The sequence below is a fragment of the Mesorhizobium sp. WSM4311 genome (genome assembly GCF_002295115.1).
Taxonomy (GTDB): domain Bacteria; phylum Pseudomonadota; class Alphaproteobacteria; order Rhizobiales; family Rhizobiaceae; genus Mesorhizobium.
Genome location: NZ_NSFV01000023.1, coordinates 1 through 13,427, shown reverse-complemented (window position 1 = coordinate 13,427; position 13,427 = coordinate 1). Strand labels below are relative to the sequence as shown.

Below are 13,427 nucleotides of genomic sequence, written 5' to 3'. Positions count from 1 at the left end.
CGTCAAAAGAAGAACGGGGCAGGGGTAAAAACATGGATCAGCGCAAGAAGCGGTCGCCCAACGAAATCCGGCGTGCGTGGGAAGTCTGTCCGAACATTCCCGCGCGTGATTTCGCCGCCCAATTGGCCATTTCGGAAGCGGAACTGGTCGCGGCCCATTGCGGTTTCGGCGCGGCACGCATCGACCCGCGCGTCAATCACCTTCTGACGGGCCTCGAATTCGTGGGCGAAGTGACGGCGCTGACCCGCAATCAAGGTGCCGTGCACGAAAAGATTGGCGTCTTCAACAGAGTGATAACCGGCAACAATCACGCCATGGTCCTTGGTGACGAATTCGACCTTCGCGTCTTCCCGCAGGCTTGGAGGTATGGTTTCGCTGTTGAAAGGCGCCATCGCGGCGGAATCCAGCGCAGTTTGCAATTCTTCGACGCCGCCGGCGCAGCAGTGCATAAGGTGCATCTCAGGCCGGTCTCCAACCTTCATGCCTATCGAAAGCTGGTGGCCGAGCTCGTATCCGCCAACCAGGAGCCGACCATGTCGCTTAAGGCGAGAGTAGCCGACCTGGGCGCGAGGACTGCGGACTGGGCCGGCACGGTGGACGACCTACGCGAGTACTGGAGCCGGCTGACTGACGTCAACCTTCTAAAGACGCTCAAGCTCAGCCGCTGCCAGGCTTTGCGCATGGTCGGCCAGGATTACGCTTGGCTGCTCGACAATGCCGCAGTTGGCGCCGTGCTCCAGCGTGCGGCCGAAGACGAATTGCCGATCATGTGCTTCGTCGGCAACCGAGGTTCTATCCAGACCCATTCCGGCTTAATCAAGTCGGTCAAGCAGATCGGGCCGTGCATCCATGTGCTGGACGAAACGTTCCGGCTGCATCTCAGGACCCACCAAATCCGTGAGGTTTGGGCCGTGCGCAAGCCGACCAATGACAGTCACGTCACCTCGCTCGAAGCATATGGGTCCGACGGCAAGATCATCATCCAGTTGTTCGGTGCGCGCAAGGAAGGCGAACGCGAGCGCGACGACTGGCGGGTTCTGGCGGAAAACCTGCCTCGTTTCCCCGACAGCTACATGAGAAAAGACCGATCGTCGTCGGTGGGACGCCGGCGCCCATCTGCCTCCGCAGCCAGTAGCCGGGCATTGAAGCCGAGACCGGGGACACGATGACGCAATAAGCGCGCTGTATTATCGCAACGCGATGAGCAGGAAGCAATTTGGCGCTGCCCCATCGACCGCATGGTTACGACGAAGCCGCGGCCTTTGGGCCGAGCTCAGAGGTGACAATAGCGTGAACGCCGCCGACCGTCACTCCCCACCAGGCGGTCAGGTTTTGCGGTTCGGGCCGAGCAAAAATACTGTCAAGACAGCGAGGAACGTGGCAACCGCGCTGTAGACAAAGACACTGGCAATACCCGTGTGATCCACCAATAGGCCACCGCAAGTTGTGCCGGCTGCGATGGCCACTTGGAAGGTTATGACCATCAGTACACCAGCGCTCTCGGCCTGTTTCGGAGCGGCGCGTAGCACCATCCATGTCTGCAATCCGACCGGGACCGCGCCAAAAGCAAAGCCCCATACGGCAACTGCAATTGCCGAGGTCAAGGCCGATGCTCTCATGGTCAGGAGCGAGACAGCGGCTACGGCAATGAGCAGGGGCGGCAGGGCCGCGACCGCCTTGAGACTGTGTTTGGTGAGGAATGCGCCGGCTAAATTGCCGAAGACGCCGGCCGTGCCAAAAGCAAGGAACACGAGCGGGATTGACTTCTTGTCGAGCGCAGGAACGCTCTCGAGAAAGGCGCGGATGTAGGCGAAGCTGGCAAAATGGCCGGAAGCGACCAATAGCACGACTAGCACCGCAACCTTCATCGCCGGATTCTTCGCGACATCCAGCGGACTGCGGAATCTGCGCACTTCGATCGGAGGCAGTGGCGGAATGGTTACGAGTTGCACGAGCAGCGCAACGGCACTCACGATTGCGGCGACCTTGAACGAGGCTCGCCATCCCCAAATGTCACCGACATAAGCGCCGATTGGAGCCGCGCAGACGGAGGCGACAGAAACGCCGGTGAGGATGACCGACATGGCGCGCGGCATGAGGTGACTTGGAACCAGCCGCATCGCCAACGCTGCCGAAATTGACCAAAAACCACCAAGCGATATGCCAAGGACGACGCGTGCCGCCAGCAAAACCGGCAGCGACCCCGCAACCTCCGCCAGAACGTTCGACAGGATCAGCAGGAGCGTCATCGCCCAGATGACGACCCTGCGGTCCAGACGCTTTGTCACGATGGCGATTATCGGTGCCGAGATCGCCGCGACGATTGCGGCCGCTGTTAGCGCCTGTCCAGCCGTGCCCGTGGTGATACGGAGATCATGCGCGAGCGGTGTCAGAACGCTGGCGGGCAGAAACTCTGCCGTCACAAGCCCGAAGGTGCCGAAGGAAAGCGAAATGATGGCACCCCATGCAGGGCCAGAACGTTGATAGGGACTTTCTGGGTCAAGCCGATCTCGGTCGAACAAAGCCGCGTCCACTAAATCTGTCGCCGATTCGGTCATGAATGAGTTCTCCGGCTAGGAGCTGTTGCAGCAGGGGTGGCTACATCGCCGGGGATCAAAGCCGCGAGACCTTCCGGCGGCGGCCAGTCGGCATCAGTCGAGGCCTCGGAGCCCGACGCATCCGAGGCCTCATCGGAGGGCCGACGGACCCAACCGTCGACAATGCGGGAGAGTTCTCGGCGCGGTCGCATCGATCGCATTCGTCGAAGTGCGGTCTGTTCACTGCGAACCAAGCAAGCCGAACGCGGTGTCCTCGATCGAGGCCTTGATGGGGGGATGATCGACGATCTCTATATTGCTTTGAAGCAGGAAGTTCCGTCGCCATATGTGGTTATCCTGGCAGCCAGAATTGAGCGGTTGTCGCAAGCACCAAGGCGGTCGCAATGAGTGCAACGAGGCGGAAGTCTGATCGATGGCTGCGGTTCGATGGCCGCGCGATCGACAAAATTGAGGTGATGAGTTATCCCTTTTGAAGCCGTTGCTCCCAATTCTGGGATAAGGTAATTGCAGGCGGTCCCAGCAACGTCGGGCGGCCTTTTTGGTGATCGAATTCATGGGACGACACTCTCGGTCCGTGACGCATCTGCGAATGACTCCGCAAGTTCCGTGCCATCAACGACAAATCTGGCTCTGCTGAGCGGGTGGTGGAGGCACGAGCGTGGGCTATCCCAAGAGCTTGCCGCAAGGTTGTTCGAAGTTGAGGTGCCGGATAGACCGCAAATATGTCGGGCGGCCTGGGGTTGGCCAACACGAAGATGCGCAAGTTCAAAAGGACGAGCTGAACCCTTGCCGATATCCATCCGAGGCTGATCTGGAGAAGGTCAAGAACTGCGTCTTGAAGGCTTCCGCCGCACCGGCAAATGCTAAGCCAAGGTGCTGGGCAAGATGGACAGGGCCATCCAACCCGTCGACTGGACGCTCATTAATGGCGTCGGTGTGGCTCTGTAGCTGGCGAGAAAAACGCCCTGCTGAAAGACAAAAGCTCGTGTGGCCGGCTCTGAAGGACGGCCAATGAGGCATGCGAGGAGAGGCTATAGTCCATTCGTGTAGACTGATCTTGTCCTACGGAGGCGGCTAACCACCCCGCCAGACATCATCGAGGGGAGCGCCACTAGGCTCACCCCAAGTGTTGGTCGTTTCCACCTGGTGACCTCGGCCAAGTCACCAAGCCGCTTAGCGCAAGCTTTCGAACTGGATGCTCCCCGGGCACATGATCGGCTAGCGATCCCACCAGTTGAGTTGCTCCAAGTCGCTGTCTAGCATTCTACATTCTGTGTCCGACGCTGGACAAGAATGTTGCAATCCCGACCAGCAAGTCAGCGCAGGCGCCACCTGTTGCCCAGCAAACGGCAAGGATTATCGAAAGACGAATTCGGCACGGAGCTTGCACCGACGATTGCATGCAAATGCCGACAGCATCTCATGAACGGTCTCTCGATTCTGGCGCGGTTAAATCGCGGCCGGTTCCAGATCATGTCCCGCCCGAAATGGTGAGGGACTTCAACCTGTTTACGTCGCCCGGCATGTTGCCGACGGCTAACGGGGATCCGCATGCAGCGGTTGCTTGCGTTCATGCCGGGCCTCCGATCTTTTATTCAACCAGCAACACGCGCGACGGTCGGGGTACCTGGGTCATCACTCGCGCGAGCGACCAGCGCCGGGTGCTGCAGGACACCGAAACGTTTTCCAGCCATCGCAGCATCTTCGCCTCTGTGCTCGGCGAGAGCTGGCCGATGATCCCGCTTGAGCTCGATCCGCCATTCCACGGTGTTTTTCGCTCACTGCTCAATCCGCTGCTTTCGCCAAAGCGGGTAATGGCATTGGAGCCGGCTGTCCGGGAACGAGCGATCAAGCTGATCGACAGGATCGCCGCATCAGGCACGAGCTGCGACATCATGAAGGATTTTGCAGTTCCGTTCGCGGTCAATATCTTCCTTCGCTTTATTGGGCTTTCGGACAACGGACTAGAAACATTTGTCGGCTGGGCTAGAGATCTGCTCCACGGCGATAAGGAGCAACGACCACCCGCAGCCCGGACGATCGTGGCCTTCATCGACGAACTTGCCACCGAGCGCCGCAAGGAGCCGGTCGATGATTTCATGACCTTCATCGTGAAGGCAAAGGTCGAGGGTCGTCTGCTCAGTGACGAAGAAGTCCGTGGCATCGGCGTGCTTGTGTTCGTCGCGGGACTCGACACGGTCTCAGCAGCCATATGCTTCGACTTGGCCCATCTCGCGCGCAACCCCAAAGATCAGGAATTGCTACGAAGCGAACCTGACCGGATTGCCGTCGCTGCGGAAGAATTGCTGCGCGCCTATTCGACCATTCAGATGATCCGAGTGGCAACGAAGGATGTCGACTTCAAAGGCGCGCCGATCCGCAAGGGAGATTATGTTTCCTGTGCCACGATGATTGCCAATCGTGACCCGGCGGAATTCGAATGCCCGAATGAGATCGATCTGGCGCGCGAGGACAACCGGCACGCTGCCTTTGGCTATGGTCCCCATCGTTGTCTTGGCTCACACCTTGCCCGGCGGGAGATTGTCATTGGCCTGGAGGAGTGGCTGGCGCGCATCCCAGCCTTTCGGATCAAGACAGGGACTGAACCTATCACCTTCGGCGGCCATGTGTTCGGGATCGAGAATCTGATCCTGGAATGGTCCTGAAGTTTCAGCCAACGACATTGGAGTTCGCTATGCGTGTCGTCGTACATAAAGCCAGATGCCAGGGTCATGCGCGCTGCTGGGCGCGGGCGCCGAGAGTCTTCAAGCTTGATGACGCCGGCTACATCTTGCCCGGTGATATTGATGTTGCCGATGGGGAGCAACTGCTTGCCTCAAAAGGGGTACGAGCCTGCCCCGAACAAGCTCTGGAAGTTGACGAGCCCCCCGCTAACTCAGTTGTAGAGAGAGACACACGCAAAGTGCAGACTGGCATCGGGAAGGACAAAACAATCATACAATTCGCGACAGACCCTGTCGACCACGCGAAAATTACCGAACTGCGTGACCGAGAGGCGATCCGCAACTGCCTGTATCGGTACTGCCGCGGGATAGACCGCGCCGATGAGGCGGCGCTGCGTAGCGCATACTGGCCCGAAGCGTATGACAGGCACGGTCCCTATTGCGGACCGGCAGAGGACTTCATCCAATTTGCTCTCGGTCTGCCGGGGCACCGTAACATCCATCAAATCACGAACAGCCTGATCGACTTCATCAGTTCAGCAGAGGCCGCGGTCGAGAGCTATTTCACCGCGCTGCAACGCGGACCGGATACAGACCAAGAAATACGTCAGACGCTGCTTTGCGGCCGTTACTGCGATCTGTTTCAGAAGAGGCAGGACGAGTGGCGAATTGCGGAACGGACAGTCGTCTACGATTGGGTTGAGGAGCAAATCCCGCCAGCGATTCTTGAGGCAGATAGGTTCGGCCGGCGACAGCCGATTGGAGCACCACATCCAGACGATCCCATCTACCAGTTGCTCAAGGGTCACATCCCCACCGACCAAGATGGCGTCGAGGGTCCCCAACTGGGAGCTGCATAAGTGGGTAGGAATGGAGGATGAGCGCCCTACGGGAACGACATCTGTGTGGGGCCGCGACTGGCGGTCACTGCAACGATTTGGCTCGGCCCTTCATTCCGCCCAAGGTTGATGGGCTGAGATCACAAGCGGTCATCGTGGAGAAGCTCTCGTGAAACTGGCAGCACGCACCGTAATCATCACAGGCGCTGCGGGCGGGATCGGCCGTGCCCTGGTCGATATCCTTGCCGCGGACGGAGACACTGTAGTTGCGGTGGACCTTCCGGGCAGTGGTGTGGTTGAACTGGCTCGGGATCTCGGGTCGCCGCACGTCGGTCTGGAGTGCGATGTGTCGCGAGAGAAGGACATGCTCTCACTTTTCGGCCAGGTCGAAGCACGGTTCGCGCAAATCGATGTCCTCATCAACAATGCGGCGGTTGGACCCACGATGGATAGGATCATCGACACCGCTGTCGATACCTTCCGACGCGGCGTGACAGTGAACCTTATTGGGCCATTCGTTATGGCCCGGGAAGCGGCGCGGCGCATGAAGCCGGGCGGTGCGATCGTCAATGTGGCTTCGATGGCGGGCGTGGTCGGCAATCCCAGGCGCAACGCCTACGCAGCCTCGAAAGCTGGCGTGATCTCGTTGACAAAGTCCCTTGCATGCGAGTGGGCTATGCGAGGAATCCGCGTCACGGCGGTGGCGCCGGGCTCCGTCCGCACCCCAATGGTCACAGAACTGGCACGCGCTGGCAAAATGGACCTCGCGGCGATACGCCGCCGCGTGCCGATGGGGCGCTTGGCTCGCCCCGACGAGATCGCCAGGGTCGTGCGTTTTCTGAGCAGCACGCAGGCGCGCTACATCACCGGCTCGGTGCTGGCAGTCGACGGAGGCTGGATGTCATTCAACCAGCCGGGGGATGCTCACCCGCCGGTGGATGGTGCGCTCCAAGCCGAGCTCTCCTGTCCGGCCGAATGCACAGATGCGCGAATCGTGCTCGTCACCGGTGGCGCAAAAAGCATTGGCGCGGCCGTCGCTCGCCGCTTTGCCGCGAACGGCGACACCGTCGTGATTGCTGATAAAGATGGCACTGCAGCGGCAGAGCTGGCTACATCGCTCCCCGGCAAGCATCTGGCGAAATCGCTGGACGTGGCCGTCGAGAGCGATGTGGTGTCGATGTTCGAAGAACTGAGGGGACGCTTCGGGTATATCGATGTTCTGGTCAATAGTGCTGATACCGCCGACAGGATTGTGCCTGCGATCGAGCAACTGTCGAAACAGCTCGAACACGTCCTGGATGTCAACCTTACCGGCGCCTTCACCTGCGCGCGCGAAGCGATCAAGGCTATGCGCCCGGGCGGCGTGATCCTCAATCTCGGGTCGATCGACAGCTTTCTGCCGTTCGCGCCGCGCCATGCCTACGGCGCCTCCAAGGCGGGGATGGATATGCTGACCCGTTGCATGGCGGCCGAACTCGGGCCGGTCGGAATTCGGACAGCCACCGTCGCTCCTGGCCACATCCGCACGCCCGCACTTGCTCAGTTGGCCAAAGCCGGCCGCATCGACCTGACAGCAATCGGACGACGCATCCCCATGGGCAGGATGGGACGGCCAGAAGACGTCGCAGATGCATCGTTCTTCCTTGCTTCGTCTGACGCCTCATACATCAACGGCTCGATCCTCTACGTGGACGGCGGCTGGACCTCGTTCGGTGATGCGGGAAACGCCAGCGAGCTCTATGACGAATGTTTTGCGGAGGCCGCAGGTTAATTGCCAGGCCTTCGCAGGGCGACCGGCCGAGCATTATGAAGCCTCGGCTCCACGACGCACCTGAGGTGCTTGAGATCCAAGCATGCGCATGCCGAGCACATTCCCGGTCGGCTGACGTGTCTATAACGAGGAGAAATCATGGAATTTGCCACTTTCATTCTGGCCGCCCAGCGTGGCTATCACCAATCCTCAGAAAGCGTCATCCGCAACTCCATCGAACAGGCCGTCGCTTCGGAGCAGGCTGGGTTCAACACCGCGTGGTTTGCTGAGCACCACTTCAACAATTACAGCCTCATACCATCCCCGCTGATGATGGTGGCGCACTGCGGCGGCTTGACAAGCACGATTCGCCTGGGCACTGCCGTCTGCGTGCTGCCGCTTTACCAACCGCAGCGCCTGCTGTCCGAGATCGGCTTCGCCGACATCGTTGCGAACGGCCGTCTCGAGCTCGGCGTAGGCTTGGGATACCAGCAGTTCGAGTTCGAACGGTTCGGCGTGGACATCGATGAGGCGCCGGCCGTCTTTTCGGAATACCTGGACATCATTCTCAAGGGCCTCAACCAAAACGTCTTCGAACACGACGGCCAGTATGAGAAGATCCCCCCAACAGCGATTTCGGTCCGCACAGTCCAGCAGCCGACGCCGCCTATCTGGATCGCTGGCGGAGCCGCACGGATGGCTCGGGCCTACCGCGAGGGGCACAATTTTTTTGTCACAGCCTTCCACGACGGCTTAGAGACTTTGACCACACTGCGTGAATCAGTCGAGAGGGCGGCGGCATCCGAGGAAAAGAACGTCACCGACGTCAAGATATCGCTGCTGCGCTGCTGCTATGCCAGCCACGACGAGTTGGAGATCAACAGCTATCTCGACAATGCCCGCTTCCAGCGCCGGCTTTCTGAAGCCCTGCATCAGCGTCGCCAACAGAGCCACGATGGCTACCTGCTGCAGGAGACACCGACCCAGCAGGATCTGTCCTTCGAGACCATGCGCAAAAATTTGCCGATTGGCAGCGTAAATCGCGTGATTGATCGCCTGCTGGAAGAGATCGATATCTTGAAACCGGACCAGATCGCAGTTCAGACTCAATTGGGCGACTTCGACCAAAAGACGATGCTGCGCCAGATCGAGCTCTGGGGCGACAAGATCATCCCTGCGGTCAACAAGGCGCTTTGTCATGCCGGAAGCTGAAGCCGGCCGTTACGATGATGGCTGCCTATCCAGCGCGCAATGGCGTGGGTCCGAGCTAGGGAGGAGCTTCGATCAGCATGTGCTGCCCTGCGTACATTCACGTTCGCTTGAGGAGGTCCAGGCGGGCGAGGTGTTGGCGACGGAGGGGACAGGCCTTTCGTCTGTCGAATTGCGTGATGTCTTGGCCGCAACTTTCCCGTCTACCTCCAGCAGCGTATTCGCTTTGGAGGAGTTGAGCGAGCCCGAGCCGGAACTGGAAGAGGAACTGCTACGCCGGCTGCTGCTAGCGCATGCTGCGCCGGCCGACCCGGCGAGCGCCCGCTTGGCCAAGATCATCGCCCGGCGTGCGATGCGCATGGACCATCTTTGGCGGGATCTTGGCCTCTCAAATCGCGCTGAGCTCAGCCGCCTGCTTGCCAGACATTTTCCCGCGCTGGCGGCAGGCAACACAGAAAACATGAAATGGAAAAAGTACTTTTACCGCAAGCTGTGTGAGGCCGAAGGCTTTTCGTCATGCACAGCACCCAGTTGCGGGGAATGCCATGACTTCGAAAGCTGCTTCGGCCCGGAGGAAGTTGAGAGTCGCCTCTCGCCGACCACGAATGTCGGTTAGTCACTTCGCTTGATCGCAGCTGCGGACAAACGCTTATCGCGGCGCCGTCGTATGGAGGAAGGGATGTTCATCGCCTCGCGATATTTGGTGACGGTACGGCGAGCGACATCGATGCCGGTCTCCTTGAGTTGAGCAACGATGTCTTCGTCGGAATGTACCTTGTCGAGCGATTCTTCGGCTATGATTGCCTTGATCCGATGGCAGACAGCTTTGGCGGAGTGCGCATCGCCGCCCTCGCAGGATGCGATTGGCGCAGCGAAAAAATACTTCAGCTCGAACACCCCGCGCGGAGTCAACATGTACCTGTTCGAAGTCACCCGGCTTACCGTCGACTCGTGCATGCCGATCTCGTCAGCGACATTTTTGAGACAGAGAGGCCGCAGATGGGCGGCGCCGTGTGTAAAAAAGGCATCCTGCTGGCGCACGATTTCGGTCGCAACCTTAAGGATCGTCTTAGCGCGCTGCTTGAGACTGCTGATCAGCCAGTTCCCTTTTTCCTGGCAATTGTCGAGAAACGCTTTGCCTTCCGGATTTTGCTTGGTCAGCTGCGAGATTTCGGCGACATAGGTGTGGTTGATCAACACTTTGGGCAGCGTGGCCGGATCAAGCTCCACCCGCCATCCACCTTCGGACTTGGGCATTACCCAGACGTCCGGTACGATGGTTTCCGGCGTCCCGGACTGGAACCGGTCTCCAGGCTTGGGATCGAGCGCGCGGATTTCGTTCCTCATGTCGAGGAGATCCTCCTCGTCGACTCCGCAACGCTGCTTCAATCCCTGAAAATCCCCCCGTGCAAGCATCTCGAGATTGGCGACCAAAGCTGCCATAGCCGGGTCGAACCGGTCTTGCTGGCGCAGCTGAATCTCCAGGCATTCGCTGAGAGTTCGCGCAAAAATGCCCGGCGGATCAAATTGCTGCAAGATTCCGATGACCCGTTCCACATCAGCTTGCCGAACGTTTAACGTCCTGGCCAGATCGAAAAGGTTTACCTGAAGATAGCCAGTGTCCTCCAGATGAGCGGCGAGCTGTCCGGCAATCAGCCGCTCCTGGGGGGTGAACGGGTTGAGGGCGACCTGGCGGGCGACATGGTCGTGCAATGTTTCGGTGTGGGCGGTAAACTCCTCGACGGCAGGTCGATCGTTGCCGCTACTGCGTTGCGACTTCCATTGCCCGCGCCCGCCAGACGGCCCGCCAATGGGCGATTCGCCGATTTCGCTTCTGCTTTGACTGCTCCGCTGATCCACCCCTGGCAGCGGCGAATCGTCGTCAAACGGGTCAGGCTTCAAAACGGGGTTCTTCTCGAGTGCCTGCTGCACGAGCTGATGGAGTTCAGTATGCGTCAATCGCAGCAAGCGAATAGCTTCAATGGCTTGAGGCGATAAGACCATACGTTGCTTCTGGCGTTGAAGCAGGCTTGCTGAGAGATGCATGTTGAACCGTGATCTGCCGAGGAGGCTCTAGTGTGTGCTTGGGTTGTGTGAGACTTTCCACTTCTGGGTCATGCCGCCGCCTTCAATTTGTCGAGAACGTTTTGCGGGGATGAAACGCCATAGGGGTCCGTCTCGCAGTTGTCACAGAAGCCTTCCTCCTCGAACCACTGCTCCACCACGCCATCGTCGATCAGAGCGGCGTATCGCCAGGAGCGCATGCCAAAGCCCAGATTGTCCTTCGCGACCAGCATGCCCATTTTGCGCGTGAACTCGCCCGACCCGTCTGGGATCAGCTCGATCTTCTGCAGCCCCAAGGACTTTCCCCACGCATTCATGACGAAAGCATCGTTGACCGAGACGCAGTAGATCGCGTCAATTCGCAGTTCCAGAAATTGATCATAGAGTTTTTCGAAATCGGGCAGTTGGAAGGTCGAGCAGGTCGGGGTGAAGGCGCCAGGCAGCGAGAACAGGATGATGCGCTTGCCCCCGAAATAATCGTCGGAGGTCTTGTTCTCCCACTGATAAGGATTTGGCCCCCCGATCGACTCATCGCGAACACGCGTGCGAAAGGTCACGAGAGGAACGTTCTTTCTATAGGTCATTGATTTGCTTCCAGGCCAAAGTGGTACGGTGCATTTTTCGGTTAAACTGAAGCGGCATCGACTTCGGTCGACAGTTCCGGCAGCCTCGCGCCTTGGCGTGGTTGCCTCGGACCGGTCTTGTGCAAGACCGCCCCCGAGCAGGCACGTTTAACGGCGACGAGCTTCCGCGGAGACGGGGAATTTTGCTCGCGTGCTTTATCGAGCTTTGAGAGGTAGGCATGGTCTGCAACCGTGATTTTGACTGCGTTCTATCGACCGAGTCGCAAGCGCCATGCCAATTGACCCGATGCCTTGGGTTCACTTCGGTTTTTGCAGCAACTTTCGTGTTGTGCAGTAATGCCGGTCGATATTATTGCTCAAGCAGCACTGGAAATTGGGTGCGACTCCGTTCGGCAAACCCGGCCTTTGTCCGAAGCCGGACACGAATGTCGGAAATAGCCAAACGCCAGGATCTGGGGCGGGTTAAGAAACGTTGCCGTGGGCACCGGCTTCAGCACAATTGCGCCACGCGAGCATGGCTCCCAGCGTCAATGCCGTGCAGCAGCGAGACGAAGTCACTGCAGAATATCAACCTCTGCGAAGTCGTTGAAACCCAGCATGTGCGAGCCGTTCGAGGCGCAGATCAAGGCATGCTCGAGGAAGAGCTCGTGCTCTCGGCAGCAAGTGTTGCGACGTCTGACAAGGATCGTCGCGCTTCAAGGAAAAGAACCTGAATGGTGCACGGCTTGTGAAGGCCGGCGCATGGAAATGGCTGGGCTGATCATCCTCCATGAGGGTTGAATGAAGAGCTGGCCCCTATCTCCCTCAGCTGCAACGGGGGGAGATAGGGCATGTCCGTCTATCGCGCTGGGTAACATTCCTCGGTGATGCAATAAGGGGGAGCAATTTCTCATTTCGGCAGACACGACCCAGCTCTCCTTTCATGCGCTGATTCCCCCAGGGGAAATCGCGACTCCAGGCTTCCTATGCAGCGAATCGCGGTGCTGTCCGATGTCCGACAATGTCGGATGCGGATCGTAGCTGGGCTAGATCCGTCACTTTGCCTCGATGGTTTCCCACTGGCCTTATATCTGCTTCGCCCAAATGCGGCGACATAACCTGTGCGGCATCTGTGAATGGATCGACTTCAATCGAGACCTCGGAGGTCCCGATGCGCGAAGGGAGCTTGCCGATATGACGGCCACCATAGCGAACCACGGTCCGGACGACGAGGGGACTTGGATCGGCGGGCCTGCGGCGCTGGGACACCACCGCCTGGCAATCATCGATATCCAGGGCGGCCGCCAGCCGAGGATGCTCCAGGGGGATGGCCGACCTGACTTGGTGCTCGTCTACACGGGTGAGACTTACAACTACCGCGAGCTGCGTCAACAGCTGGCCGGCCTAGTCCATCGCATGAACACGAGCAGTGACACCGAGGTGGTGCTGCACCGCCCCCGCGAGTAGGGCTCTTCGGCGGGTACACTTTTTTCACGAAATCCGTGAATGTTTCTCGCGACATCATCCCGCAATCGGTGGTGCAGCGGGTGAAGAGCCCGTATCCGGCTATCCAGAATGCCGCCTACGACAAAATACTACGTACGCGGTTCACTGTGATGCTGGACGACCTAGTTGTGGAGCTTCAACAGGTTGTCCTCGATCAGGGCGAGGCGACTGATAGGCGTTTTTGACTTTAGGCTGCCATGTGGACGATGCCAATTGTATCTGTGCAGCCAGACAGGCAGTTCGGCGGCACGATG

Annotated in this window: 10 protein-coding genes and 2 pseudogenes; 8 read left to right on the top strand and 4 right to left on the bottom strand. The window is 59.1% G+C overall.

Going from position 1 to position 13,427, the window contains the following annotated elements:
* The first annotated feature begins 32 nt into the window (after positions 1–32).
* Positions 33–1,169: a ChuX/HutX family heme-like substrate-binding protein gene (locus CK226_RS32525; protein WP_082826587.1), complete on the top strand. Its 1,137-nt coding sequence runs from the start codon at positions 33–35 to the stop codon at positions 1,167–1,169.
* A 156-nt stretch (positions 1,170–1,325) separates the two neighbouring features.
* Here CK226_RS32525 and CK226_RS32520 read toward each other — a convergent pair whose 3' ends face one another.
* The gene (locus CK226_RS32520; protein WP_063169386.1) at positions 1,326–2,558 is read right to left on the bottom strand and encodes an MFS transporter; all 1,233 of its coding nucleotides are present in this window, start codon (positions 2,556–2,558) and stop codon (positions 1,326–1,328) included.
* Positions 2,559–4,045: 1,487 nt separating this feature from the next.
* Between CK226_RS32520 and CK226_RS32515 the strand changes: the two genes are divergently transcribed.
* The 6 genes and pseudogenes from CK226_RS32515 (at position 4,046) to CK226_RS32495 (ending at position 9,656) form a co-directional block, all read left to right on the top strand.
* Complete coding sequence (locus tag CK226_RS32515) at positions 4,046–5,224, top strand: cytochrome P450 (RefSeq protein ID WP_063169385.1); 1,179 nt, start codon at positions 4,046–4,048, stop codon at positions 5,222–5,224.
* Positions 5,215–5,376: pseudogene (locus CK226_RS35860) on the top strand (ferredoxin); the annotation flags it as partial. The gene CK226_RS32515 and the pseudogene CK226_RS35860, both read left to right, overlap by 10 nt.
* 138 nt (positions 5,377–5,514) lie before the next feature.
* Positions 5,515–6,102, top strand: coding sequence for a nuclear transport factor 2 family protein (locus CK226_RS32510; RefSeq protein ID WP_050580531.1), 588 nt, complete (start codon positions 5,515–5,517; stop codon positions 6,100–6,102).
* A gap of 148 nt (positions 6,103–6,250) precedes the next feature.
* The gene (locus CK226_RS32505; protein ID WP_063169384.1) at positions 6,251–7,852 is read left to right on the top strand and encodes an SDR family oxidoreductase; all 1,602 of its coding nucleotides are present in this window, start codon (positions 6,251–6,253) and stop codon (positions 7,850–7,852) included.
* Between the two features lie 138 nt (positions 7,853–7,990).
* A complete protein-coding gene (locus CK226_RS32500; protein ID WP_063169383.1) occupies positions 7,991–9,043 on the top strand; it encodes an LLM class flavin-dependent oxidoreductase in 1,053 nt (350 codons plus the stop codon).
* Positions 9,030–9,656, top strand: coding sequence for a nitrogen fixation protein NifQ (locus CK226_RS32495; RefSeq protein WP_063169382.1), 627 nt, complete (start codon positions 9,030–9,032; stop codon positions 9,654–9,656). Before CK226_RS32500 ends, CK226_RS32495 begins: the two co-directional genes overlap by 14 nt.
* Here CK226_RS32495 and rpoN read toward each other — a convergent pair.
* Both rpoN and CK226_RS32485 read right to left on the bottom strand, forming a co-directional pair.
* Complete coding sequence (rpoN, locus tag CK226_RS32490) at positions 9,653–11,086, bottom strand: RNA polymerase factor sigma-54 (protein WP_063169381.1); 1,434 nt, start codon at positions 11,084–11,086, stop codon at positions 9,653–9,655. The genes CK226_RS32495 and rpoN overlap by 4 nt on opposite strands.
* A gap of 68 nt (positions 11,087–11,154) precedes the next feature.
* Positions 11,155–11,688, bottom strand: a complete 534-nt coding sequence (locus tag CK226_RS32485; RefSeq protein ID WP_063169380.1) for a peroxiredoxin — start codon at positions 11,686–11,688, stop codon at positions 11,155–11,157.
* Between the two features lie 1,173 nt (positions 11,689–12,861).
* On the opposite strand from CK226_RS32485, the gene CK226_RS32480 reads away from it, so the two are divergent.
* Entirely contained in the window at positions 12,862–13,134 is a 273-nt protein-coding gene (locus tag CK226_RS32480) for a hypothetical protein (protein ID WP_199489650.1), read from the top strand.
* A 161-nt stretch (positions 13,135–13,295) separates the two neighbouring features.
* Here the strand turns inward: CK226_RS32480 and CK226_RS32475 are convergent.
* Positions 13,296–13,427 (bottom strand): annotated as a pseudogene (locus tag CK226_RS32475) (IS481 family transposase); the annotation flags it as partial.